The sequence below is a fragment of the Gilvimarinus chinensis DSM 19667 genome (genome assembly GCF_000377745.1).
Taxonomy (GTDB): Bacteria; Pseudomonadota; Gammaproteobacteria; order Pseudomonadales; family Cellvibrionaceae; genus Gilvimarinus; species Gilvimarinus chinensis.
Window position 1 is genome coordinate 361,251 of sequence record NZ_KB898708.1, and the last position, 25,595, is coordinate 386,845.

A 25,595-nucleotide genomic window follows, 5' to 3' on the forward strand; every position below is an offset into this window, starting at 1 on the left:
AGCCGTTTGATGGTGGCATTATACCGTCTAACGACGGCGCATTACTATTCAGCCCAGGGCAGGACTAATTCTCATTTTCAGCCTTCTCATCACGAACTTCCTATGCGACACTTCGTGACTTATGGATATTGTCGTGGAATTATCTATCTAATGCCCTACACCATCAACATACTTGCAATTTGCTTCTATTTCGCCGCCTGGAGCCACCTGATGTACAGCGTTAGGCGGTTAAAAATGCCAAGCAATGGCTTTTTTTTCATCCTTACGCCGATTGCCTTGGTTTTGCATATAGTAGGGTCTTACAAACTCATCATCACGCCCGATGGACTGACATTACAGTTGTTTGGCGTTCTATCGCTCGTCTTTTGCTGTGTTAATTCAATTGTTTTTATCAGCGCTTTTCGTCGGCCGGTGCAAAATTTATTCTTACTATTGTTTCCCCTAACCACCATAGCAATCGCCTCAGCACTTCTATTTAAAGGACAAAAGACTGTACTTCCCGTAACGCTAGGCCTAGCCAGTCATGTCCTGCTTTCTGTACTTGCTTATAGCGTTCTTACCATCGCCACTTTACAGGCACTGTTTCTAGCCTTTCAAAATTACCGTCTGAAACACAAGCGTACACTACCACCGCTGCAGCTAATGCCCCCATTACAAACCATGGAATCCCTGTTGTTTGAAATCCTATGGGCAGGGCAACTTTTACTTAGCGCCTCTATTATCTCCGGAATTATATTTCTCGATGATATATTCGCTCAACATGCTGTGCATAAGACCGTATTCACTATATCTGCCTGGTTTATTTACAGCTTACTGCTTTGGGGAAGGTACAAGTTGGGCTGGCGCGGCTACACCGCAATTCGATGGACGCTCGGTGGTTTTGCCATGTTGATGTTGGCGTATTTCGGTAGCAAGCTAGTGCTCGAGTTTATCCTTAACTAAATGGCCACTTATGCGTATTGCGCAATGATGCAAACTGCTTCAAGATAGCCGGCCAGCATGTAATACAGGCAATATGTACCCTTGAACGAAGTCTCATTAGAACTGCTTTTTAGCATTCTGGCCGCACTTTTAGTGATTTCGGCCTTCTTCTCCAGCTCAGAAACGGCAATGATGTCAATCAACCGTTACCGCCTTAAACACCTGAGCAAGAAAGGTGACAAGGGGGCGCTGCGTGTTGAACAGTTGCTCGCCCGACCAGACCGCTTGATTGGCCTGATTCTGATTGGTAACAACCTGGCTAACAATTTCGCTGCTATTGTCGCGGCCATGATCGGGGTAAAGCTGCTGGGCGAAGATTCCGGCCCCGCCATTGGCGGTTTAGTACTCACCCTATTTATGCTTGTTTTCGCTGAAGTCGCCCCCAAAACCCTAGCCACTTTATACCCCGAACGCATCTCTTTTTTCGCCAGCCTACTATTGAAACCCTTATCTTACGTACTGCATCCCGCGGTATTACTGGTTAATGGTATTTCTAATTCAGTAACGAAGCTATTCGGCCTGGAAAAGAAGCACTCGCACATCGAACATCTCGACCCTGATGAGCTGCGCACAGTGGTTGATGAAGCGGGTGAGCTTATCCCCGACCAACACCAAGGCATGCTGCTGAACATTCTGGATTTGGAAAAATCCACCGTCGAAGACATTATGATTCCACGCAACGAAGTGGAAGGCCTTGATTTAGAAGACGATATCGACACCTTACTGCATAAAATTCGTAACTCAGAATACACTCGCTTACCGGTTTACACCGCTGACCTCAATAACGTTGTAGGCCTGTTACACCTGCGCAATGTCGCACGGTTTTTAAATGGTGCTGACACAGACGTCACCTCCGATTTAATCGTTAGTTACGCCGATGAACCCTATTTCGTGCCGGAATCAACACCACTACACACTCAGCTAATGAACTTTCAAACTCAGAAATGCCGAATTGCTATGGTTGTGAATGAGTATGGAGAAGTTCAAGGTATAGTAACAATGGAAGACCTTCTGGAAGAAATCGTAGGAGAATTCACCACAAATATTGCAGAAGACAACGAACAGGACATCATTCCACAAGCCGATGACTGGTATCGCATCCACGGTGGAACGTTCATCCGTGATATCAACCGTGCACTGGAATGGTCTCTTCCAATCGATGGCCCCAAAACCGTTAATGGCTTGGCAATGGAGTACCTAGAACGTATCCCAGATGGCAACATCAGCTTTTCACTGGAGCAATACTTGTTCGAAACCGAAGAAATTTCGGACAAAATGGTGACGTGGTTTAAGGTGAAAATGGACGAGAAGCTTCAGTAAGCGCACCGAGCAAAAGCTATACCCAGCCGCTAGTCTAACATTCCGAGTATAAACACTTAACGTTTACGAATTATCATTTACGCACTTTATGCAGTAACCAGCCAGCCAATGCAGCTAAGGCTATAGTGGCGCCAAGCAGCACAATGGCAGCAAAAGCATAACTCAAAACATCGCGCCAGCTTACGCCCCAGCCATATATTGCGAGACCAATAAAGCACAAACAGGAAAGAAAGCATGTGGCCGCAAGGCGACGGTAACGTCCCAAACTTTTAAACATTACTGATCGCCTTCAGCCGAAGCTTCAAGCTGTTCGCGCAGTGCAACTGCACCTTGCCGATCAACAGCATTTTCGACCCGGCTGTACCCTAAACTTTCTAGTGTTTTCTGCGCCAAAGCAGCCCGCCGACCGCTACGACAGTACAGAACAATGTGCTGATCTTTATTAAGCTCAAGCCCCGCAACACCAGAAGCAATATCTTCATGGGGGATATTCACCGCGCCACTCATGTGGCCCGAGGCAAACTCTTCGGCCGTGCGAACATCAACCCAAACCACAGGCTCTGCGCTGCTCACCATTAACGGCAGGAACATAGCAGCGCAAACTGCAATGAACAGCCTTAAAACAACACCCACTTCCTTACGGCCTCTCATACTCATTCACGACGCCATTGAGTGCCCGAGGGAGAATCTTCCAAAATGATACCCGCAGCAACAAGTTCATCACGAATCTGATCGGCACGAGAAAAATCACGATCGCTTTTCGCCGCTGCGCGCTCGGCAATCAATTTCTCTACCTGTTCAGCCGACATAGAATCTCCGCTAGCCTGCTGTAAAAATTCCTCAGGTTTAGATTGCAGCAGCCCCAAAATACCACCTAAAGCCTTAAGAATGGAGGCCATCTGTTCTGCCTTGGCCACATCTTTCTCAGCGTTTAAGGCACGCGCTAAGTCAAACATTGACGCCAAGGCTTCCCGCGTATTGAAATCATCGTTCATGGAGTCGACAAAACGCTGATAATACTTATCGGCGCTCAACACCTCATTCTCCGCTAAAGAGACAGCCTCGTAACCACGCAATGCGCTGTAAAAACGATCCAACCCGGCCTTTGCCTCCACCAAATTATCTTCAGAATAATTAATAGGGCTGCGGTAGTGGCTGCTGATCAGTAAGTAACGCACCACTTCTGGGTGATACTTTTCCAATACGTCACGAATGGTAAAAAAATTGCCCACTGATTTGGACATTTTCTCGCCATCCAAGCGCACGGCCCCGGCATGCATCCAGTAATTAGCGTACTGACATCCATTTGCCGCCTCACTTTGAGCGATTTCATTTTCATGGTGCGGGAAGGGTAAATCCGGACCGCCACCGTGAATATCAAAATTGCTGCCCAAGCAATGCTTGCTCATGGCAGAACACTCGATATGCCAGCCGGGGCGACCCGGCCCCCAAGGCGAGTCCCAGCTCACTTCCCCCGTCTCTGCGGCCTTCCACAACGCAAAGTCTCGCGGATCTTCTTTGGCGCTACCCACTTCGACTCGAGCACCGGCCAGCAGCTCATCCAACTTTTTATTCGTAAGCTTGCCATAACCCTCAAAACGAGAAACGCGGTAATACACATCACCGTTATCGGCTTTGTAGGCAAAATCTTTCTCTTCCAGCGTTTGAATCAAAGCCACGATATCGCTGATATGAGCCGTTGCACGGGGCTCTTGATCGGGCGGCAATATACCCAAAGCCTTTTCATCATCGTGCATAAAGTCAATAAAGCGGCGGGTTAAATCTGTATAGGGCTCGTTATTTTCTTCCGCGCGACGCAAAATTTTATCGTCAATATCAGTGATATTTCTGACATAGTTTACATCCCAACCCTGCGAGCGCAGGTAGCGGGTAATAACATCAAAAGCAACCAGCACGCGCGCGTGACCGATATGACAAAAGTCATACACGGTGATACCACAGACATAAAGGCCGATTTTGCCGGCCTCCAACGGTTTAAAACTCTCTTTTTGTCGACTTAAGGTGCTGTAAATTTTTAATGACATAATCTTGGCAGAAATTGAGTATCCGGTTAGTTTTGCTGAGAAATTTTAGCCCAGCTGTCGCGTAAACCTATTGTGCGATTAAACACTGGCTTACCGTCTTTACTGTAATCAGCATCCAAACAGAAATACCCTTCCCTCTCAAACTGATAGGCTTTTTCGGCTTCGGCGCCTGCTAAAGAAGGTTCGGCCATACAACCAGTCAACACTTCAAGACTGTCTGGATTAATAGCTTTCAAAAAGTCTTCACCACCCGCACCAGGATTGGCTTCGCTGAACAGGCGATCGTACAAACGTACATCGCATTTCAAATGGTTAGTACCGCACACCCAATGAATCACGCCTTTAGGTTTAACGCCGTCCTCCGGATCGAGCCCGACGGTATTTTCAATAATGCGAGCTTTTACCTCGACGATATTGCCATCGTCGTCTTTTACGCATTCATCCGCTTCTATCACATAAGCGTTACGCAAACGCACTCGCTTACCAATAACCAAGCGCTTGTATTTTTTATTGGCCTCTTCCCGAAAATCATCCGCATCAATGTATAGGGTCGAGGAAAACGGCAGCTCTCGCTCAGCCAAATCATCACGATTAGGGTGTCCAGGCGCAGTGAAAATTTCCTGCTTATCAGCAGGGTAATTCGTCAAGGTCAGTTTTAGCGGCCGCAGCACACACATAGCACGAGGTGCATTTTTATCCAAATCGTCCCGCACACAGTATTCCAGCATGCTGACGTCAACAACACTGTCGGATCGGGTCACGCCGATCCGTTCGCAAAAATTGCGTAAAGAGGCCGGTGTATAGCCCCGGCGACGCATGCCTGAAATAGTCGGCATACGTGGATCATCCCAACCGTCAACAAACCCCTCGTCCACCAGCTGCCGCAACTTACGCTTACTGGTCACCGTATAATTTAAATTCAGCCGCGCAAACTCATACTGCTTTGGCGTTGCAGGCACGGATAAATTCTCGATAAACCACTCATACAAAGGGCGGTGATCTTCAAACTCAAGAGTACAGATCGAATGGGTAATACCCTCAAGAGCATCGCTTTGCCCGTGGGCAAAGTCGTATGAGGGGTAAACGCACCATGTATCGCCTGTGTGGTGGTGATGTACCTTTTTGATTCTATAAATAACCGGATCACGCAGGTTTATATTGGGAGCGCTCATATCAATTTTTGCGCGCAACGAGCAACTACCTTCTTCCAGCTCGCCCAGTTTCATTTTCTCAAACAGCGCCAGATTCTCTTCCACACTGCGATCACGATTGGGGCTGTTGCGACCGGGTTCGGTTAAGGTGCCACGATACTCCCGAGCTTGCTCAGCACTCAGATCACAGACATAAGCCTTACCAGCACGAATCAATTCCAGCGCCCAGTTATACAAGCGATCAAAATAGTCTGAGGTAAAGCGAATATCGCCACTCCACTCAAACCCCAGCCAGGTCACATCGCGCTTGATGGACTCAACAAACTCTTCGCTTTCTTTTTCCGGATTTGTGTCATCGAATCGCAGATTGCACTGACCTCCAAATTCACGAGCCAGACCAAAATTCAAGCAGATGGATTTGGCGTGACCGATGTGTAAATAACCATTCGGCTCAGGAGGAAAGCGGGTACTGATGGACGCCACCTTACCCTCAGCAAGATCACGTTTAATAATATTTTGCAGAAAATGGGCTGGCTTTTCGCTTGCCGGCGCATCCGCTAAAGAGTTGTCGCTCATAAAGCTCAGAATCCAAACGAGAATAAATTAGGCGAAAGTAAACAGGGTATTGTATAACCTGCGCAGAAGATTTCCTACCTTCAACTTAACCTGCACCACCCTCGACAGAAGTGTAGTGAGGCTTTAAATCCTGGGTAGAAAATGCCGCATCAAGGCCGCAAAGTGGAACGATAATCGCCACGCCTTTTCAGCTGATACTCGCGCACCGCTTTGTTATGTTCGTCCAAAGTGGCCGAAAAAACGTGGGTTCCATCACCTTTAGCGACGAAGTACAGGTCTTGGCCGCTTTCGGGGTGCATGCTCGCATAAAGCGCCCCCTCCCCCGGCAATGCAATAGGTGTAGGCGTTAAGCCGTGATTTGTATAAGTGTTATATGGTGTATTGCGACGTAAATCAGCACTGCTGATTTTACCTTGGTAGCTCTCGCCCATGCCGTAAATAACGGTTGGATCCGTCTGCAAGCGCATGTTTTGCTGCAACCGGCGAACAAACACCCCCGCAATTTTTTGCCGCTCCCAGGCAGCGCCGGTTTCACGCTCAACAATCGAGGCCATAATGAGCGCCTCGTACGGCGTTTTATAAGGAAGGGCTAAATCTCGCTCCTGCCATAAACTGTTCAGCGTGGCAGACATCTTTTCATAGGCGCGCCGCATAATCTCAACATCGGTAGTGCCGCCATCGTAATGGTATGTGTCAGGAAAAAACCAACCTTCCGGATGCTCAATAGGCAAATCAAGCAGCGCTAACTGCTCTTCAAGCGGCTTCTCGTGCAAGAGAGAAGTCACCCGTGGCGCTCGCGATAACGCTTCTACGGCCTCAGCGTAGGTCCAACCCTCAATGATCGCCACAGCGTATTCAATAACATTACCCGTATGCAGTAAAGTCACCAGCTCGGCCGGCGTTGTACCTGGCTCAAAGCGGTAATCGCCCGCCCTTACAGAAGCCTGTCCCGTAAGTCTTGCATACAGCACCAATGCCTGCGGATGCTTTAACACCGCAAGCCCGGCTAGCTGATTAGCTACCTGCCCAAGGTTGCCACCAGCAGGAAGCTCATAAACCAAGCCATTATTACCGACAATCATCGGCTCGTTGAGCCATTTTTTAAAATACTGATACGCCCCCAGGCCAGCAACCAGGGCGGCTAAAACCGCGAGCAATAACAGCTTTTTAACAACATTAACCGCAAGCTGAACCATTAATTTATTGCCCTCTCAAAGTGCGTTCGCACAGATTTCTGTAACTCAACAGCACGAGCAAATCCGGAATATTCGTGCCACGGTTTACCACCTTCATCCAGAATCACGCCGACAGATCTAACACCTCTAACGCTGTTGCAAATAATCAGTTCGTCAGAAGTTTTTAAGTCTTCAAGACGTAACCGCCGCTCAATGACCGAGAGACCTAATGCCGGAATAATATCGTCACTCAGCAGCTGCCTCATAACCCCTCTTACACCACAGTTATCCAACACAGGCGTTACCCAAGCACCGTTATTGAACACAAAAATATTGCTTGCGGTAGCTTCTATCACCTCACCCTCAGAGTCGCACAACAATCCTTCGGCCACAGCAGGATCACGCCATTCCGCTCGAGCCAAAACCTGTTCTAACCGGCTTAAATGTTTATGCCCTGCCAGCGTGGGATTACGCCCTAGTGTCTGTCTGCATAGGCGCACAGCGTTAACACACTGATCGTCTGACAACGGCATAAAATCCGGGAAATAGAAGCAAATAAGGCGGCTTTGATCGGCACCAGAAGGGTCATAACCCCTGCCACCATCACCTCGGGTTAAAATAATTTTTATAAGCCCACAAGCCTTGGCATCCAGCAGCGCCAATACTGGTTCTAAGCCATTGATGAGAGTCTCGTCGGCAATATCAATACTGAGGGCAGCGGCCGACTGTTTAAGCCGGTTTAAATGCAGGGAAAGTAGAGGCGCGTGGCCTCCATAAAGGGCGATAGTCTCAAATAAACCATCGCCATAGGCCAGGCCACGATCGAGGGGAGACAGACCCGCGGCCTGCCTGCCATCAATCCACACCTGAGGCTTTGTGCTATCGGCCATGGCCCGTCTTCTTAGAAAATATGCCGCTTATTTCAAGCGAGAAAACACCAGTGAACCATTGGTGCCACCAAAACCAAAGGAGTTTGACAGCACTGCCTGTATGCCTTTTTCCTGGGCCGTATGCGGCACAAGATTAATATCGCCACACTCTTCATCTGGGTTATCCAGATTAATTGTGGGCGGAGCTACCTGGTCGCGAATAGCCAACACACTAAAAATAGCTTCAACGGCCCCAGCTGCTCCCAATAAGTGCCCAATCATGGACTTGGTAGAGCTGACCGCCACCTGATCCACCGCATTTTGCATTACCGACTTAACCGCCCGGCACTCCGCCACATCCCCAGCAGGGGTGGATGTACCATGCGCATTAATATAGTTAATATCTTCAAGGGCAATATTCGCGTCTTTAATGGCATTTTGCATCGATAATGCAGCACCAGAACCGTCTGCGGGTGGCGAGGTCATGTGATAGGCATCGCCGCTCATGCCAAAGCCTACTAACTCAGCATAAATATTGGCGCCACGCGCTTTGGCGTGCTCGTACTCTTCAAGCACTAATACACCCGCACCATCCCCCAGCACAAAACCGTCGCGATCTTTGTCCCAAGGGCGACTTGCCGCCTTTGGGTTATCATTTCGGCTAGACAGCGCTCGCGCGGCAGCAAAACCGCCCAATCCAACGGGAGTTGTCGCCATTTCGGCACCGCCAGCTAACATAACATCTGTCTCGCCGTACATAATTGAACGAGCCGCCAAACCTATACAGTGCGTGCCCGTGGTACAGGCTGTGGTAACAGCCAGATTGGGACCACGCAATCCATAGTGAATGGACAAGTTGCCCGCAATCATATTGATAATCGCGCCAGGCACAAAAAATGGCGACATACGGCGCGGCCCCTTGTGCTCTACAACCAAGGTGCCATCTTCAATGGTGCCAATACCACCAATACCAGAGCCGATGGACACACCCATACGGGCGCTGTTTTCATCGGTCACTTCAAGACCTGAGTCCCGCATGGCTTGAATACCGGCAACCATACCAAACTGAATAAACCGATCCATTTTACGCGCGTCTTTTTGCGCGAAATAACCGTCTACCGAAAAGTCTTTTACAGACGCAGAAAATTGTGTGCTAAACGCAGAGGCATCAAAACTGGTAATTGGTTCGACACCGCTCTTACCATTGAGAATTCCACCCCAGGTATCCGCAACCGTATTGCCTAACGGGCTGACCATGCCCAATCCGGTAACAACTACTCTCTTACGCGACACTTATTTATCTCCCGCAGCAAGGCTCACACACCTCGCCCGCCTGTTAAACGACACCGCTTTACGCGATATATAAAAGAAAAAGCCGTACTATTTTTCAATAATACGGCTTTCGCTGAAATCTGGATTCAAAGAATTCGCAGATTAGGCCAGGTTGGCATTGATATAATCGATAGCCAACTGAACAGTGGTGATCTTCTCGGCTTCTTCATCCGGAATCTCAGTTTCAAACTCTTCTTCCAGAGCCATCACCAGCTCTACAGTATCCAGAGAGTCCGCGCCCAAATCTTCAACGAAAGAAGCCTCGGCTTTCACTTCATCTTCTTTAACGCCCAGTTGCTCAGCAACGATTTTTTTTACGCGTTCTTCAATGCTGCTCATGATCTAATTCAACTCCTAGTAGGTAGTATCGACGAAACCGCACCCGAACCACAGTGGCGGTTCCAGATTATCTACGGCGAAATCGACGCGCATTTTACATCGAATTTCGCCGTGTTGTAACGCATCGGACAAAAAAACTTTACCCTATGCTAATTTTCTTTTTAAAAACAATTGCTTGGAGAAGCAATTATCCCATATACATGCCGCCATTAACCTGAATTGTTTCACCGGAAACATAACCTCCAGCATCGCACGCCAAAAAGCCCACGACAGCGGCAATCTCTTCAGGCTTGCCCAGCCTGCCAAGTGGAATACGATTTAGCAAGTCTACTTTTTGCTCTTCAGGCAAAACTTTGGTCATATCGGTATCAATAAAGCCCGGCGCCACAGTATTCACAGTAATGCCGCGCGAACCCACTTCAGCGGCAAGTGATCGAGCAAACCCCGCCACGCCAGCCTTGGTAGCAGCGTAATTAGCCTGCCCCGCATTACCCATAGAGCCAACCACAGAACCAACATTGATAATGCGACCCCAGCGAGCTTTCATCATACCGCGCAACACCGCTTTACTTAAGCGATACACCGCGCTCAGGTTGGTATTGATCACGTCGAACCACTCCTCATCAGACATCCGCATCAACAGATTATCCTTGGTGATTCCGGCGTTATTCACCAAAATTACCGGCACGCCATACTCATCATTGACTCGCTTAAGCAGCGCTGCGACCGACTCCGGCTCAGTGACATTCAGCACCATACCGCAGCCTTTGTGACCGGCTGACTGAATATTTTCAGTAATGGCCGCCGCACCCTTTTCACTGGTTGCGGTACCAATCACTACAGCACCTGCCGCTCCGAGCTGCTGCGCAATTGCGGCGCCAATACCGCGACTTGCGCCGGTAACCAAAGCCACTTTGTCGTCTAAATTCATCATGTTAAAAAACATCCTTTAGTGATTTTCTAGGAGGCAAGTGCCGCCTCAAATTCCTCTGGAGCTTCCACCGAGGTGGCGTTCAATGCGCGATCAATACGCTTGGCAAGGCCCGCCAGCACTTTTCCCGGCCCGCACTCTATCAATCGCTCAACGCCGCCCGCCTGCATCGTCTTAACGCAATCCACCCACAACACAGGAGCGTATATTTGCTCAATCATCAAGGCTTTAATTTTGTCTGGATCAGACTCGCAGGCCGCATTCACGTTATGAACCACTGGCACCTGCGGCGCACTAAATCGGGTTGCCTGCACCTGTTCAGCAAGGCGCTCTGCAGCAGGCTGCATTAATGAGGTGTGAAAAGGTGCGCTCACCGGCAACGGCAAGGCCCGCTTAGCGCCGGCCTCCTTGCACGCGTCGACGGCACGTGCCACGGCATCGGCATGCCCCGCAATCACCACCTGGCCAGGCGAATTAAAATTCACAGGCGCAACAACCTCATCCTGCGCAGACGCGTCGCAAGCCGCTTTAACCGCAGCGTCATCCAAACCGATAATGGCAGCCATAGCACCCACACCCGCTGGCACGGCCTCTTGCATCAATTTGCCACGCTGACGTACCAGCGCAACCGCATCAGAAAACGCTACGACGCCCGCACAAACCAGGGCAGACCACTCACCAAGACTGTGCCCAGCCATCATAGAGGGCGTAGCCCCACCTTTCTCACACCACACCCGCCAACAAGCGACGCTTGCCGTTAACAGCAATGGCTGAGTGCATTCAGTCAAATTAATTTCGTCCTGAGACCCCTCTTGCACACGCTGCCAGAGATCATAGCCAAGCACTTGCGACGCATCGGCAAATGTCTGCTCAACTATGGGGTAGTGCGCCGCAAGCTCGGCCAACATGCCTATTTTTTGCGAGCCTTGCCCGGGGAATACAAATGCGAGATTTGCTGCGGTCATAATCATTAACTCTTATGGTTGAAACTCTATTTTCTGTGCCACTTAAAACGATGTCACGGCTTTAGCAATTTTTTCAGGAACCCCTGTTTGAGCATGCTCGAGCGCCAAATGCAGCGCATTAACTGTGGCATCAACGCCTGCCCCGCCGTGGCTTTTCACGACTACGCCATCCAGGCCAGCCAGCACCGCGCCATTGTAAGCATCGGGGTTAAACTCCATCCGCCAGCGTCTGAGGATGGGCCATAAAAGCAGGCCAGCCAAGCGCCCGAGACCTGACGCGAAGCTTTTTTCAATACGGCGAGTCAGCAAGCGAGCAACACCCTCACTGGTTTTAAGGGCAACATTACCACTAAAGCCATCGCACACAATGACCTCTACCTCACCATTGAAAATTGCATCGGCTTCAAGGTAACCCAAGAAATTGATATCCGCCGCTCGCTCCATAATCGCAGCAGCATCACGAATAGTACGAGTACCTTTACCAGCCTCGGCGCCAATATTAAGCAGCGCAACTCTTGGGCTCTGCACACCAGCAGCACAAGCTTGAATCTGCCCCATACGAGCAAACTGAACAAGCTGCTCAGAGCTACAGTGCAGATTGCCCCCCAAGTCCAGCATGAGGGTAAAACCAGATTCAGCGGGCATGACCTTACTGAAGGCAGGGACTTCAACGCCAGGTATCACCCCGACCACACGTCTGCTTATCAACATCAATGCCCCACTATTCCCGGCACTAACACAGGCTTGCACCTGCTTATCCGCAAGCGCCTGCAGCGATAACCACATCGAAGAATCCTGCCCCTGCCGCAAGGTTTTTCTAGGATCAGCTCCCATGGGTATAACACTGTGTGCAGTATGAATGCTGATATTGGCAGGCAGCGCGTTATCGGCGGCAGCGCGAATAGCGACCGGATCACCGTACACTTGTAAATGCACGTGAGGTGCAATCTGCGCGAATTTTTGCGCAGCGGGAATAGTAATACGGGGACCGAAGTCCCCGCTCATAGCATCAAGTGCTAGCCGTATTGGAGTAGACAATGCTAAATCGTCTTCCTACCAAACAACTTACTCGTCAGATGCTTTATCGATCACCTTACGGCCACGGTAAAAACCGTCAGCCGTCACATGGTGACGCAAGTGCTTCTCACCACTGGTGGGATCTACAGACAAGGTTTGCCCGGTCAGCGCATCGTGTGAACGACGCATACCGCGCTTAGAACGTGTCTTTTTGTTTTGTTGAACGGCCATGATTAACTCCTATATAACAATAAACTGAAGCAGGGGCGCCTCTGGTAGACTTAACTACTTTTTCGGCGTTCCTTTAAGTTGCTCCAGAACTTGAAACGGGTTTTGCTTGGGTTTGCTGCTTGCTTCGACCTCGGCTGCTCCACTACTGAAGTGCTCACTAGGAACACACGCATAATCGTGATAAGCAACCGCGGGCAGGCTTAACAGCAACTCTTCTTCTACAATTTCGTAAAAGTCAGCTGCACCCTCACCTACAATCCAAGGATCGAGATCGCGCGGTAAGGCCCGAGCCTGATCCTCACTCCACACAATACCGAGCCTGAGATTACAGCTCAAAGGCACCAGAACGGTATCAAGACAACGCTGGCAGATCATATTGACCTCACCATTAACCGTCCCCTCGAGAACCTTTTTACCATCTTCATCAATCCGGAATGATAACAGCACATCAAAACTTGCACTGTCACCCGTCACAGCACCCTGCAGACGCGGTAGCGACTCTAGAGCCAAAAAACCCACCAACTCTACACCCTGTTGAGCGTATTTACGCGGGTCGCCGCGCCTTGGCAATGACTGATTTATGGGTGCTTGAGACATAAGCGCGCAATAATAGGGATACAGTGGCGGTCTGTCAAAGACATTTGGTCTTTTTACCCGTTAAACACAAGGTATTAGGCCAATTTAGCCCTGCACAGTGATAACCTCACGCAATTGAGTGCAGCCAACTGTAAAAACCAACGTTTTTACCCGACCAATCAAACCGGCATTTATCAGAGACATAAAGATAAACATAGAGACCAATATGCAACAGTCACCGCAAAACCAAACACCCAAACTAGTGCTAGCCTCTGGCTCACGCTACCGCCGAGAGCTGCTGGAAAAACTCCGACACCCCTTTAAATGGCAAGCACCTGAAGTGGACGAAACCCCACTAGCCGGCGAAAAGCCTGATGCTCTCGCCCTTCGCCTGGCCCAACTAAAAGCAGAAGCCCTGGCAAGTACCCACCCCAACAGCCTTATTATTGGTAGCGACCAGGTGGCTAGCCTAGATGGCAAGCTGTGCGGAAAACCAGGCAGCAAAGAAAATGCATTTTCTCAGCTAAAAGCAGCAAGCGGTAAAAGCGTTATTTTCTATACCGGGTTATGCCTGCTAAACACCAACACCGGGCACCACCACACCGCAGTAGAAACTTACAAAGCGCACTTTCGCACACTCACGGACGGACAAATTGAGCATTACCTGGAGCAAGACCAACCCTTTGACTGCGCCGGCAGCTTCAAGTCCGAAGCCTTGGGCATAGCCTTGTTCGAACGCTTGGAAGGAGACGACCCCAACACACTGGTTGGCCTACCCTTAATACGCCTCACCGCCCTATTATACGAAGCTGGTATTGATGTACTTTCAAGTTAAGAATCCCGCTTGCGCCAAGAAAGTATTTCACTAAAGCAATCCATACATAGATCAGGCGCGTAAGGGTATAGACGCTCAGGCTTGTGGGCGCCATAACTTACCGCCAACCTTGCCATCCCAGCTCTTCGCCCCATATCCATATCATATTCGGTATCGCCCACCATCACCGCCTCGCTGGCGGGCACCACCAATTCCGCAAGCAACTCTTGCAGCATCAAAGGGTTTGGCTTAGATGCAGTCTCATCAGCGCAACGGGTAGCATGAAAGTAACCACCGAGTCCCATCACCCCTAAAATGCGATCAAGCCCCCGGCGACTTTTGCCCGTTGCCACAGCCAAGATGTGGCCATCTGAGCGCAAACTATCCAATGACTCTTTCACCTTGGGGTAAAACTCGGCGGGCTTGGCCTGATCCAACTCTAAATAATGATGACGATACCTGTCTCGAATCGCCTCCAGGCTTTTAGGCTCTTCACTTGGATACATAACACTGAGCGCCTCAGGCAAACCCAAACCAATAATGTTACGGACGGCATCATCGTCGGGGCGAGGCCAACCAATATCCTCAGCGGCTCGCTGCATAGCAGTCACTATCGTTGCAGTGGAATCACTAAGAGTTCCATCCCAATCAAAAATATACAGCAAACCTACACCTCTAGACTCAGATTATTAAGCACGCTTAGCAGATCATCAGGCAGGGGCGCACTCACCTCAACCGCCTGACCATCAGGCAAATTTAAACGAAGGGCACTCGCGTGAAGAAAAAGCCGCTTAGAGCCGTTTGCCCGCATTTTTTCATTGATCTCATCACGACCGTATTTTTCGTCGCCCAACAGAGGGCAGCCCTTAGACTGCGCATGCACTCTAATCTGATGGGTTCGGCCGGTTATAGGTCTCGCCTCCACCAAGGTAAACCCCACATAACGCTGCAAAACCTTAAATTGGGTCAGACTGGACTTACCTTCAGGATGAATTTTTACAATTCGCTCACGCCCACCAGAGGCCTCAAGCTTTAACAAAGGCGCACTCACCCGCGTCGCCCTAGCTGGCCAACAACCAAGCACCAGCGCCTGATACACCTTAGTAATCCCGCCGGCGCCCAAAGTCTTCTCACGCAGAGACTGCTGTAAAAACCGTAAATAGCTGCGCTTTTTTGCCACCATTATGCAGCCCGAAGTATCTCTATCTAATCGATGCACAAGCTCCAAGTAGCGGGCTTCCGGGTGCAACTGCCGCAGCGCCTCTATCAAACCAAGGCTCACACCACTACCTCCATGCACAGCGAGCCCTGGGGGCTTATTCACCACCAAAAGACCTTCGTTCTCGAACAACACTGAACCTTCAAGCAACCTGCCAAGCCCTTGACTGAGCTTTTTAGGCGGTTCGCGCTTAGCCACTTTAAGCGGTGGCAGGCGCACCACATCTCCATCGGCGAGGCGGCTATCAGCTTTCACCCTTCCTTTATTGACACGCACCTCTCCCTTGCGCAACAACTTATAGATATGGGTGCGCGGCACCCCCTTTAAGCGTGCCACCAGATAATTATCGACTCGCTGACCAGCCTGATCAGAGTCGACAGTAAGGTACTGAACTCGACTGAAACGCTCATCAAGCTGATTAAAAGACATAGATTTAGTATTCATGGCGCGGATTTTAGCAGCATTCCCTCTCCGGCAGGCACAAACTGCAAAAGCAAAATGCGATTGCCGTGCTTTGTCTTAACTGTTATATTCGGCCCTGCTGGGACAGGCAGGTTTCCGGACATTGCGTATCAGGCGTGTCGCGAGGAAATACCGCTGCCAGCCGAGGTGCCGCCCAACGTAAACGATTGATGCGGTGGCCCCAGTGAAGTGATGAGAGGTGCGACGCGCGCCCAAAGCTATTCAGCTAAGCCATGCTTACGGCAGCGCGAACACCAAAACCATTGCGCAGCAGGCGCAATGCGATTAATCCGCTCGATGTGTTTTGTATATATACCAGCTAAAATCTGGCAGAACTTGAACGATGAGAGAGCCTAAAGCTCCCGACACACTCATAGGAAAGAAGGCCTTAGCCTTACCTGCACAGACAAGCAATTTAACAGCGCCAGTCAGTTCTGGCCAAATCGGTAAACGGATTTAAAAACAATATTGACACTTCGGTTTGCTGAACCCTGCGCCCAACGCGCACAAACCGACGACGAAGTTCAATAACAATCCGTCAGCTGTCACTGTGCTCACTAACGCACAGGACCAAAATGAGCTGTGCAAGACACACAGCGTTGATTAGTCGCCAAGGGCCCCGCTGCGCCCAACAGGAAAGACTAGGAAACGCATGAAAAGAATGCTGATAAACGCTACCCAGCCAGAAGAGCTGCGCGTAGCATTGGTTGACGGCCAATGGCTGTACGATCTCGATATTGAAAACCGCAACCGCGAGCAAAAAAAGGCCAACATCTACAAAGGCCGTATCACCCGGGTAGAACCCAGCTTAGAAGCCGCTTTTGTTGATTATGGTGCCGAGCGCCACGGCTTTTTGCCCCTCAAAGAAATTTCCCGCGAATACTTTGCCAAATCTTCCAGCGATTCCGACGGCCGCGTAAAGATCAAAGACGTCGTCAAAGAAGGCACCGAAGTAATTGTTCAAGTCGATAAAGAAGAGCGCGGCAACAAAGGTGCTGCCCTGACGACATTCATCAGTCTGGCAGGTCGCTATCTGGTATTGATGCCCAACAACCCTCGCGCTGGCGGCATTTCACGGCGCATTGAAGGCGAAGACCGCGCCGAACTTCGCGATGCTTTGAGCCAAATTGAAATACCCAACGGCATGGGCATTATTATTCGCACCGCGGGCGTAGGCCGCAGCGCTGAAGAACTGCAATGGGATTTGAATTATTTGTTGCAGCTTTGGGAGTCCATTGACCAAGGTGCACAAAATTGCAAAGCACCCACATTCTTATTCCAAGAAAGCAACGTTATCATCCGTGCAATTCGAGATTACTTGCGCCAAGACATCGGTGAAGTCATTGTCGACAACAAAGAATCATTTGACCTCGCCTCGGGCTTTATTCGCCAGGTAATGCCGAATTTTGGCAGCAAAGTTAAACTGTATGAAGACGACATTCCGCTGTTTAACCGCTACCAGATCGAAAGCCAGATCGAAACCGCCTTCCAGCGCGAAGTGAAACTGCCCTCTGGCGGCTCAATTGTTATCGACGTAACCGAGGCATTGGTTTCTATCGACATTAACTCTTCACGCGCCACCAAAGGCGGCGACATTGAAGAGACCGCCCTGCAAACCAACCTGGAAGCCGCTGACGAAATTGCACGACAGCTGCGCCTGCGAGACATGGGCGGCCTGGTCGTAATCGATTTTATCGATATGCAGGCCAGCCGCAATCAACGGGAAGTGGAAAATCGTATTCGCGACGCCCTTGCCATGGATCGCGCCCGCGTCCAAATCGGTCGCATCTCGCGCTTCGGCCTGCTGGAAATGTCCCGTCAGCGCCTGCGCCCAAGTTTAGGCGAAGTGCACTCTAAAGTTTGCCCACGCTGTAATGGTCAGGGCACAATTCGCGGCACCCGCTCACTGGCACTTTCTATCTTACGCCTAGTAGAGGAAGAGGCACAGAAAGAGCGCAGCGCTGAAATTCGAGCTATTGCCCCCACCTCCGTCGCCACTTATCTGCTGAATGAAAAACGCAAAACGATCTTCAGCATTGAGCAGCGCAACAAAACCCGCGTCGTGGTCGTGCCCAACAATGAAATGACCACACCGCACTTTGAAGTTCAGCGTTTGCGCGATGACGACGAAGGCACACTGGAAACCAGTTACAAGATTGTCGCCTCAGAAGAGCACACCGAGCACGAGCAAATTACCGAAGCCGCGCCAGTAAAACTGCCGCAACCACTGGTGCAGCCCACCGCACCAGCTGAACAAGCGCCAGCTCCTGTGGCCAAAGCCGAGCCAGGCTTAATTGCCCGCCTGATCAACTGGCTGCAAGAACTCTTTGAAGGCGAAGAGAAAAAAGAGCCAGAACCCAAGAACAAACGCAGAAACAGTGACCAGCGTTCTCGTCGCGGTCGCCCACAAAACCGTCAACGTCGTCAGGATGATCGCGACGAGAAGAGCAAAAAAAGCAAAAAGGATTCTGGCGATAACAAAGAGCGCAACACGAAAGATAGCGACAGTAACGAGCAGCGCACCGAATCGCGCTCCAATCGCAATCGTCGTGGACGCAACCGAAATCGCAATCGCAACCGCGACGAACAGCGTAACAATCTTGGCGACAACAAAGGCAGCGACAACGGCACTCAGGGCCTGTCACAAAAGCAGCCTCAAGACAGCCAAAGCCATGACAATAACGACGAGCAACGCCCAGCTAAGCGCCCCTCTGGTCGCCGCCGCGGCAACCAGCGCCGTCGTCGCCGCGAAGACAGCACCTCAAACCAGGACTTACACGCCCAGGTAAATCAGGCTATCGACGCGCAGGAAGCTGCCACTCAAGAAAAGAGCACCCAAACCGGCAAGCAGGATGTCAAAAACGACAAACTTCCTTCGGCCCAACCGGCAAACGTTAACGCTGAGAGCTCTGATGCAGAACAAGCTCCACATCAGCGTGAAGCACAGCCCAAACTCGAAGAGCAGCAGCCGCCAACGGCAAAACAAGAGCCAATCGCAGCCCAGGAGGCTTCCGGGAAATCAGAAGAGCCTTCAGTAAATGAGCAGCCTTTGGCCGCCCCTAAAGCTGAAAAACAGCCTTCAATTGCGCCACAAGAGCCACCCAGTACCGATGCAGCACTGGAAACCCCAACAGCGACGGAGACGAACGAAGCTGGCACGCTCGAAGCTTCGGAGCAAGCGGAACCAGCCAATCAAGCCGTTCGAGCTGATGCCGTAGAGCTAAATGAGGAGACTGCAGCAGAAAAAGTAGCTGCCGATCAATCTGAAAGCACCGTTGAGAATGTTGAACCGACCATCGAAAACGTTCAGCACGAAAACGCTGCCGAACCCAAAGATGATAGCGCTGCACCCGCGAGCCAAGAGGAGGCACCCGCGTCTCAGGAAAAGACATTGACCATAGCCAGCAAAAACGGCACGCAAAAAGCTGTGCGCACATTTAGCCGGGCACAAAACGACCCACGGGTCGCCCCCAAGCCTGTGCAAAAAGTACGAATACTGACCGAGACACGTGACCGCCCCTTACCTCGCGCCCTGGATACCAGCCAGCCAGCACGGGTGAACCACAACCCGCGGCCACTGCAAAGACCCAGCAACGACCCGCGAGTGAAAGCCACTCAAAGCGAACCTGCTCAGTAATCGGACAGTTCGTATAAAAGCCGGGCAACGCCCGGCTTTTTTTATTTCAGACCACCCATAAGTTATGGAAAAATAGTGTTTTTTTTCTTAACAGCGCTTGCTCCAGAAAAAAACCTATGTATAATTTGCCCCACCTCGGAAGGGTGGCAGAGTGGTTGAATGCACCGGTCTTGAAAACCGGCGTAGGTTAATAGCCTACCCAGGGTTCAAATCCCTGCCCTTCCGCCATATTAAAAAGCGCCTTGCTCTCAGAGCAAGGCGCTTTTTTTTATGTTTGAGCCCCCTATTGCTCACACTTGCAACTCACAAAACACGCCCCAACATAAGTACCTGCATATCTTTGCTTTGCCTAATCAACCTTGTATGATTGGCCGCAGTCAACCTTAACCGGAGAGATCTCATGGAACAAATACGCACTGTAGATTCTGCTATTGCGCAGTCCGCTGAAGTCAGTAGCGTTTTGCGCAACACTTACTTATTACTGTCTGTGACTTTAGCATTCAGCGCTGTAACTGCCGGCATCGCTATGGCTGCGAATATGCCACACACGCTGGGCATAGTTATGTCGCTCGTAGCCATGGGGCTGATCTGGTTTGTCTTGCCCCGTACCGCCAACTCTGCCACTGGCCTGGTAGTGGTATTTGCCTTTACTGGCCTTATCGGTGCAAGCTTGGGCCCGATTTTAAATTACTACCTTGCCACCGCTAATGGCGGCACGATAGTTCTACAAGCCTTAGGCGGTACCGCTTTTACCTTCCTCGGCCTTTCTGCTTACGCACTGATTAGCCGTAAAGACTTCAGCTTTTTGCAAGGCTTTGTGGTGATGGGCGTTATGATTATGCTGGGCGCTATGCTGCTTCTGGTTGGCGCCTCTTTGTTTGGCTACCACCTTGAAACTCTTCATCTGGTATTTTCTGCCGGTATTATTTTGTTGATGTCCGCTATCATCCTGTTTCAAACCAGCAACATCATCCATGGCGGAGAGCGTAATTACATTCTGGCAACTACCAGCCTGTACTTAGCTATCATTAATATTTTTACCAGCCTGCTCCACTTATTGGGTGCAGCAGAAGACTAAAAGCACCCTCAAGAAGCCCCGCAAGGGGCTTTTTACTATCCAGACTTATCAAATGATTTTTACCGTTGTCGTTCTAGGTGCGCCCTACTCCAGCGCCGCAAACTCTACCGCACTTCGCTTTTGTCGCGCCGCACTGGAACAAGGTCATACCCTGAAACGAATATTTTTTTATGGCGACGGTGTGCACACGGGATCATCCTTATCCGCACCCCCTCAGGACGAATACAAACTGACTGAGCAGTGGCAGTCGCTTATCCGTGAGAACCAGTTAGACGCTATCGTGTGTATCGCGGCAGCGCTCAGGCGCGGTGTTTTAGATGCAGATGAACAACAACGCTACCAAAAAAGTGCCGCTAATCTCTCGCAAGACTTTACCCTAAGCGGTTTGGGGCAATTGATCGAGGCATCTGCCACATCCGATCGAACCATCACTTTCGGGGCTTAAATAATGACCAGTATGTTATGCATCAGCCGTCATACCCCTTCTGGCAACGCCCTGGCGCGTGAAGCCTTAGACACGGTGCTAGCCGCCGCCGCCTACGAACAGGACATTAAATTGTTATTTATGGATGACGGGGTGTGGCAACTACTTAAAGGTCAACAGCCTTCGCACATCAACCAGAAAGACATCACCAAAAACCTCAGTGCGCTACCTATTTTTGGGGTAGAAGAAGTCTACGTCCACGAGCCTTCGCTACAATCGAGAGGCATAAGCCGTGACTCTCTTAGCTTAAATAACGTACAATTGCTAACCAATGAACAGACTCAGGCGCTCATTGCGTCACAACAACACATCCTTAGCTTTTAATGAGCACACTGCATACGGTTAATAAATCCCCCTTTACCGACAACTGTCTGCACAGCTGTCTACTTCTGTGCACCAACGAAGACGCTTTACTTCTTATTGAGGACGGCGTTTACGGCGGCACGTCTCAGTCGCCCTGCGCCGAAGATATTCGCGCAAAAATACAACTGGGTGTGTCGGTGTACGCATTAAAACAGGACACTCTGGCACGCGGCGAGCTGCAGGTACTCGAGGGAATTACACTGATCGACGACAAAGACTTTGTGCGCTTAAGCTGCGAGCATCAGTGCATTCAAAGCTGGTATTAGGTTAATTGAGAATCTCGCCCTACACGAATCATGAATGAAATACCCCTGCCAGAATTAGACAATGACGGTTACCTGTGTAACTTACAGGACTGGTCACCCACTGTAGCCACAATCCTTGCTGAACAAAACCAGATTGAGCTGAGCGACGCTCACTGGGAAGTTATTGATTTAGTACAACAGTTTTACCGCGAATTTGAACTTGCTCCAGCCAGCCGTGCTCTGGTGCGCTATGTTCAGCAACACTTAGGCAAAGAGAAAGGGCGAAGCATTTATTTACTCCAACTCTTTCCACCCCATCCCGCGCTAATGGTTAATAAATTGGCTGGACTTCCGCGTCCAGCCAACTGTTTTTAATGCTTTTTGCGGTATTCGCGGGTTAATTTCACCACCAGCCCCGACAGCAATATAAGTGCGATTAAATTGGGCACGGCCATCAAGCCATTGAGTACGTCAGCCACAATCCATACCACTGACAAATCAGCAGTAGCCCCGACATAGATCGCCAACACCCAAACAACCCGAAAGGGCATGATAATTCGCGCACCAAATAAGAATTGAGCACAGCGTTCGCCGTAATAACTCCAGCCTAATAACGTAGTAAAAGCAAACAGGGCAATCGCTAACGTAATTACCACTTCACCGAACCCGCCCGGTAAGCCCGCTGTAAAAGCGGCCTGAGACATTTGTGCGCCCAGAGCTTCCCCCTGCCAAACGCCGGTACAAATAATCGCAAGCCCAGTAATTGAGCAAACAACAATAGTATCGAGGAAGGTTCCCAACATAGCGACCATGCCCTGCTCTACGGGATTATTTGTTTTAGCAGCAGCATGAGCAATAGGCGCACTGCCAAGCCCCGCTTCGTTAGAAAACACGCCTCGTGCCACACCGAACTGAATAGCCATAGCCACACTGGCACCCGCAAAACCACCAGCAGCAGCGGTGCCATTAAAGGCGCTGTCAAAAATCAAAGCGAAAGCCGCGGGAACCGAGCTGATGTTCACAACAATAACAACGAGGCCACACAACACGTAAGCAACGCCCATGGTGGGCACTAGCCGCCCGGCCACCTCGCCAATACGCTTAACACCACCCACCAGCACCACAGCAACTAAGGCCATTAGCATCACCGCGGTGACGGCCTTAGGAACCTGCCAGCTACCGTAGAGGGCATCCGCCACCGAGTGCGCCTGTACAGTGTTGCCGATACCGAACCCAGCCATGCAACCGAAAAAGGCAAAGGCGCCACCCAGCCAAAGCCAGCGGGCACCCAAACCATTTTTGATGTAATACATGGGGCCACCGATATTGTGCCCCGAGGCATCTTTTTCTCTGAAATGCACGGCGCATACGGCCTCAGCGTACTTAGTTGCCATACCCACAAGGGCCATACACCACATCCAAAAGAGCGCACCAGGACCGCCTAAACCAATAGCGGTCGCAACACCGACGATATTGCCCGTACCGATAGTGGCCGACAAAGCCGTCATCAGAGCGTTAAACGGTGTAACTTCCCCTTCGGCATTACTTTGCCTGCCTCGCCACAAACGAGCAAAGGCCTCGGGTATACGCCGCAAAGGGAACCCCGCCAGCCGAATCATCAGAAAAACGCCCACCAACGGCAGCAGCCACAAAAGGAAATACTTACCCCAAATAAAACCGCTTAAGGTCGAGAAAAACTGCTCTAAAACTTCCATGATTGGTCCGCTATTCAAGGGTTATTAATTTGCATTGCCTCGCGCTCAGGAAAAACACCGAATATTCCACCGGTATGCACAAAAACAATATCACTCTGTCTCAATTGACTTTTCTCCAGCAAATCTAACATGCCGTAAAACGCCTTACCTGTATACACCGGGTCGAGAATAACGCCGGTATTGGCAGCAATGCGCGCGATACAGTCATACAGTGACCGGTAGCCAAGTGCATAGCCAGGGCCTATATACTGATCATTCACCCAATAGTTATCGGGCACACTAAGGCCACTGTCGCTGTAGCGCTTCATAGCCCCGGCAATATCTTCTTTTACACGGGCACGGAAATAAGCGGCGCTATCGCACACCGCGACTCCCAACACACGGGCCTGTGGACAATAATGAGCCAGACCAGCAGCAAGACCTGCCAAGGTGCCACCAGAGCCGGCAGCGCAGACAACCAAAGGGCTTTCGAGCCCCTCGGACTGGAAATCATTCGCCAGCTCTTGAGCTGCTTTGACGTACCCCCACAATCCCACTTCGTCACTGGCCCCCGTAGGGATGATGTAGGGGCGCCTCCCTTCTCGGACCAGTTGCTCGCTATGATCTACTAGCAAGCTGGACAGCTTATGCTGATATTCTCTTGCGCCATAAATGTGCAATTTCGCGCCGGCGAGCTGAGCGAGAAGCATATTGCCATCGCTAACAGCTGGCGGGTCGCCTCGCAGAATTAACTCGCAACCCAGCCCGTGTTCAGCAGCAAGAACCGCGGTGGCCCGACAATGATTGGACTGTAAACCACCGCATGTAATCAGGGTATCGGCGCCTTGGGAGAGCGCCTCTGCCAAGGTAAATTCCAGCTTGCGAACCTTATTGCCGCTCAGTAGCGAGCCGGTAAGGTCATCGCGCTTAATCCACAAGCGTCGATCACCCGAGTAAGTGGGTATTGGTAAGGGTTTAAAAGGTGTTGGCAGTTGCGCCAGACAGAGGCGCGGAGGGAATTTAAGTTGGTTCATCCTGAGCTCCACCTGTGTTTACGCACATTATAAGTGGAGCCAGAATAAAGAAAAGCCAGCCTATTTAGCCAAACTCAAATAGACTTAATGGTGCCTTTTGGCAAAACGGCATGAACAGCGACTTTCTGGAATTTAAGCTCGATATTATTACCCGTTTCTAAAACGATGTAGTTATCGTCCACCTTCATCACCTTACCGAGCATTCCGCTGGTAAGTAATACCTCATCGCCCTTTTGCAAAGCAGAGACTAAATTCTGATGCTCTTTTTGGCGCTTGCGCTGAGGACGGATAATTAGCAAATACATAAATAAAAACAAGCCGCCAAACATCAGCAGATTGACAAACATCGGGGCACCCTGTGGAGCGGCTTCAGCTTGGGCCCAAGCACTCTGGACGAAAAAACTCATGGAATTACCTCGCAGGCTAAAAAAGGCGTAACTCTACCGTTTTTGCTTAAGATCGGCAATTGAAATGAAAAACAGCCGCAAAAGCGACTGTTTTTTAGGCGATTGAGGTAACGCAGACCCTTTATGCGTAATCGCGAAACAACTTACGGAATACGCTTGGAGAGAGGTTGGTCCAACGCTTAAATGCGTTGGTAAAGCTTGTTCGGTCTGAGAAATCTAAGGCAGACGATACAGAATCAACACTCATGTGGTCGTCAATCAAATACTTTATTGCATAGTGAAAACGCAAACTGTCGCGTAATTGAGCAAAACTGGCACCTTGCTGCTGTAAACGGCGCTGCAGTGTACGCTTCGATAAGGCCAGGTCTTCCGCTATATACTCGATGGCCATGGGAGAATGACCAACACGCTTCTGCAGGGCTTCTAGCACCTTAGCAGACACGCCTTCGACATTCGGCAACTCAGCGAGGACTACATACTCATGATAAGAACGGATACCTGATCGGGTAAAGCCGTCCGCATCGGTAATTTGAGGGCTCAACCGCTGCAATTGAATCATGGGGCGCTCCTTGTGCCATTAGCTAAAAGCATAAATGTACGTCTCTGTCGTCTGCAAAATATATAGTTATCGCACCAGAATAACAATCAAC

General features: G+C 50.4%; 27 protein-coding genes and 1 tRNA gene. 10 read left to right on the forward strand and 18 right to left on the reverse strand.

The features are described from left to right. The first annotated feature begins 150 nt into the window (after nt 1-150). Both D568_RS0111100 and D568_RS0111105 read left to right on the forward strand, forming a co-directional pair. Nucleotides 151-942 carry a cytochrome C assembly family protein gene (locus D568_RS0111100; protein WP_051084045.1) on the forward strand — a complete coding sequence of 264 codons (792 nt, stop codon included), beginning with the start codon at nt 151-153 and terminating at the stop codon, nt 940-942. 81 nt (nt 943-1,023) lie between these two features. Then, nucleotides 1,024-2,301 carry an HlyC/CorC family transporter gene (locus tag D568_RS0111105; protein ID WP_026286994.1) on the forward strand — a complete coding sequence of 426 codons (1,278 nt, stop codon included), beginning with the start codon at nt 1,024-1,026 and terminating at the stop codon, nt 2,299-2,301. 276 nt (nt 2,302-2,577) lie between these two features. Here D568_RS0111105 and D568_RS21435 read toward each other — a convergent pair whose 3' ends face one another. The 12 genes from D568_RS21435 to D568_RS0111170 form a co-directional block, all read right to left on the reverse strand. Beyond that, nucleotides 2,578-2,958, reverse strand: coding sequence for a rhodanese-like domain-containing protein (locus tag D568_RS21435; RefSeq protein ID WP_020209679.1), 381 nt, complete (start codon nt 2,956-2,958; stop codon nt 2,578-2,580). Then, nucleotides 2,955-4,346, reverse strand: a complete 1,392-nt coding sequence (gene cysS / locus D568_RS0111120; RefSeq protein WP_020209680.1) for a cysteine--tRNA ligase — start codon at nt 4,344-4,346, stop codon at nt 2,955-2,957. Before cysS ends, D568_RS21435 begins: the two co-directional genes overlap by 4 nt. Before the next feature lie 26 nt (nt 4,347-4,372). Beyond that, a complete protein-coding gene (locus tag D568_RS0111125; RefSeq protein ID WP_020209681.1) occupies nt 4,373-6,073 on the reverse strand; it encodes a glutamine--tRNA ligase/YqeY domain fusion protein in 1,701 nt (566 codons plus the stop codon). A 149-nt stretch (nt 6,074-6,222) separates the two neighbouring features. After that, nucleotides 6,223-7,269: an endolytic transglycosylase MltG gene (mltG, locus tag D568_RS0111130; RefSeq protein ID WP_020209682.1), complete on the reverse strand. Its 1,047-nt coding sequence runs from the start codon at nt 7,267-7,269 to the stop codon at nt 6,223-6,225. Next, entirely contained in the window at nt 7,269-8,138 is an 870-nt protein-coding gene (gene pabC / locus D568_RS19995) for an aminodeoxychorismate lyase (protein WP_020209683.1), read from the reverse strand. The genes mltG and pabC overlap by 1 nt, the downstream gene beginning before the upstream one ends. Before the next feature lie 27 nt (nt 8,139-8,165). Next, entirely contained in the window at nt 8,166-9,410 is a 1,245-nt protein-coding gene (gene fabF / locus D568_RS0111140; RefSeq protein ID WP_083915349.1) for a beta-ketoacyl-ACP synthase II, read from the reverse strand. A gap of 141 nt (nt 9,411-9,551) precedes the next feature. Next, on the reverse strand, nt 9,552-9,788 hold the full coding sequence (acpP, locus tag D568_RS0111145) for an acyl carrier protein (protein ID WP_020209685.1): 237 nt from the start codon (nt 9,786-9,788) through the stop codon (nt 9,552-9,554). 187 nt (nt 9,789-9,975) lie between these two features. Beyond that, entirely contained in the window at nt 9,976-10,719 is a 744-nt protein-coding gene (gene fabG, locus D568_RS0111150; RefSeq protein WP_026286996.1) for a 3-oxoacyl-ACP reductase FabG, read from the reverse strand. Between the two features lie 29 nt (nt 10,720-10,748). Then, nucleotides 10,749-11,684, reverse strand: coding sequence for an ACP S-malonyltransferase (gene fabD / locus D568_RS0111155; RefSeq protein WP_020209687.1), 936 nt, complete (start codon nt 11,682-11,684; stop codon nt 10,749-10,751). Between the two features lie 42 nt (nt 11,685-11,726). Beyond that, nucleotides 11,727-12,722: a phosphate acyltransferase PlsX gene (plsX, locus tag D568_RS0111160; RefSeq protein ID WP_051084046.1), complete on the reverse strand. Its 996-nt coding sequence runs from the start codon at nt 12,720-12,722 to the stop codon at nt 11,727-11,729. A gap of 27 nt (nt 12,723-12,749) precedes the next feature. Then, complete coding sequence (rpmF, locus tag D568_RS0111165) at nt 12,750-12,932, reverse strand: 50S ribosomal protein L32 (protein WP_020209689.1); 183 nt, start codon at nt 12,930-12,932, stop codon at nt 12,750-12,752. 54 nt (nt 12,933-12,986) lie between these two features. Beyond that, nucleotides 12,987-13,529, reverse strand: a complete 543-nt coding sequence (locus tag D568_RS0111170) for a YceD family protein (protein ID WP_020209690.1) — start codon at nt 13,527-13,529, stop codon at nt 12,987-12,989. 205 nt (nt 13,530-13,734) lie between these two features. Between D568_RS0111170 and D568_RS0111180 the strand changes: the two genes are divergently transcribed. After that, nucleotides 13,735-14,343, forward strand: coding sequence for a Maf family protein (locus D568_RS0111180; protein ID WP_020209692.1), 609 nt, complete (start codon nt 13,735-13,737; stop codon nt 14,341-14,343). Here D568_RS0111180 and D568_RS0111185 read toward each other — a convergent pair. Together D568_RS0111185 and D568_RS0111190 are read right to left on the reverse strand one after the other, a co-directional pair. Continuing rightward, the gene (locus D568_RS0111185) at nt 14,340-14,987 is read right to left on the reverse strand and encodes an HAD-IA family hydrolase (RefSeq protein WP_026286997.1); all 648 of its coding nucleotides are present in this window, start codon (nt 14,985-14,987) and stop codon (nt 14,340-14,342) included. The two genes, D568_RS0111180 and D568_RS0111185, sit on opposite strands and share 4 nt — an antisense overlap. Nucleotides 14,988-14,989: 2 nt before the next feature. Continuing rightward, nucleotides 14,990-15,985: an RluA family pseudouridine synthase gene (locus D568_RS0111190; RefSeq protein ID WP_020209694.1), complete on the reverse strand. Its 996-nt coding sequence runs from the start codon at nt 15,983-15,985 to the stop codon at nt 14,990-14,992. 670 nt (nt 15,986-16,655) lie between these two features. Between D568_RS0111190 and rne the strand changes: the two genes are divergently transcribed. From rne to D568_RS0111230, 7 genes are all read left to right on the forward strand, one after another. After that, a complete protein-coding gene (rne, locus tag D568_RS0111200; RefSeq protein WP_020209696.1) occupies nt 16,656-19,640 on the forward strand; it encodes a ribonuclease E in 2,985 nt (994 codons plus the stop codon). Between the two features lie 137 nt (nt 19,641-19,777). After that, a tRNA-Ser gene (locus D568_RS0111205) sits at nt 19,778-19,868 on the forward strand. 172 nt (nt 19,869-20,040) lie between these two features. Continuing rightward, nucleotides 20,041-20,718 (forward strand): Bax inhibitor-1/YccA family protein, encoded by a 678-nt coding sequence (locus D568_RS0111210; RefSeq protein WP_020209697.1) that lies wholly within the window; start codon nt 20,041-20,043, stop codon nt 20,716-20,718. Between the two features lie 52 nt (nt 20,719-20,770). Beyond that, on the forward strand, nt 20,771-21,163 hold the full coding sequence (gene tusD / locus D568_RS0111215) for a sulfurtransferase complex subunit TusD (protein ID WP_020209698.1): 393 nt from the start codon (nt 20,771-20,773) through the stop codon (nt 21,161-21,163). A 3-nt stretch (nt 21,164-21,166) separates the two neighbouring features. Beyond that, nucleotides 21,167-21,526: a sulfurtransferase complex subunit TusC gene (gene tusC, locus D568_RS0111220; RefSeq protein WP_020209699.1), complete on the forward strand. Its 360-nt coding sequence runs from the start codon at nt 21,167-21,169 to the stop codon at nt 21,524-21,526. Next, nucleotides 21,526-21,831, forward strand: a complete 306-nt coding sequence (gene tusB / locus D568_RS0111225; RefSeq protein ID WP_020209700.1) for a sulfurtransferase complex subunit TusB — start codon at nt 21,526-21,528, stop codon at nt 21,829-21,831. Before tusC ends, tusB begins: the two co-directional genes overlap by 1 nt. Before the next feature lie 30 nt (nt 21,832-21,861). Continuing rightward, nucleotides 21,862-22,185, forward strand: a complete 324-nt coding sequence (locus D568_RS0111230; RefSeq protein ID WP_020209701.1) for a TusE/DsrC/DsvC family sulfur relay protein — start codon at nt 21,862-21,864, stop codon at nt 22,183-22,185. On the opposite strand, the gene D568_RS0111235 is transcribed toward D568_RS0111230, so the two are convergent. The 4 genes from D568_RS0111235 to D568_RS0111250 form a co-directional block, all read right to left on the reverse strand. Further along, nucleotides 22,182-23,525 (reverse strand): alanine/glycine:cation symporter family protein, encoded by a 1,344-nt coding sequence (locus D568_RS0111235; RefSeq protein ID WP_020209702.1) that lies wholly within the window; start codon nt 23,523-23,525, stop codon nt 22,182-22,184. The two genes, D568_RS0111230 and D568_RS0111235, sit on opposite strands and share 4 nt — an antisense overlap. A gap of 14 nt (nt 23,526-23,539) precedes the next feature. Then, nucleotides 23,540-24,538, reverse strand: a complete 999-nt coding sequence (locus D568_RS0111240; protein WP_020209703.1) for a 1-aminocyclopropane-1-carboxylate deaminase/D-cysteine desulfhydrase — start codon at nt 24,536-24,538, stop codon at nt 23,540-23,542. Nucleotides 24,539-24,612: 74 nt separating this feature from the next. Then, nucleotides 24,613-24,945 carry a preprotein translocase subunit YajC gene (yajC, locus tag D568_RS0111245; protein ID WP_020209704.1) on the reverse strand — a complete coding sequence of 111 codons (333 nt, stop codon included), beginning with the start codon at nt 24,943-24,945 and terminating at the stop codon, nt 24,613-24,615. 121 nt (nt 24,946-25,066) lie between these two features. Continuing rightward, a complete protein-coding gene (locus tag D568_RS0111250) occupies nt 25,067-25,504 on the reverse strand; it encodes a helix-turn-helix domain-containing protein (protein WP_020209705.1) in 438 nt (145 codons plus the stop codon). Nucleotides 25,505-25,595 lie beyond the last annotated feature (91 nt).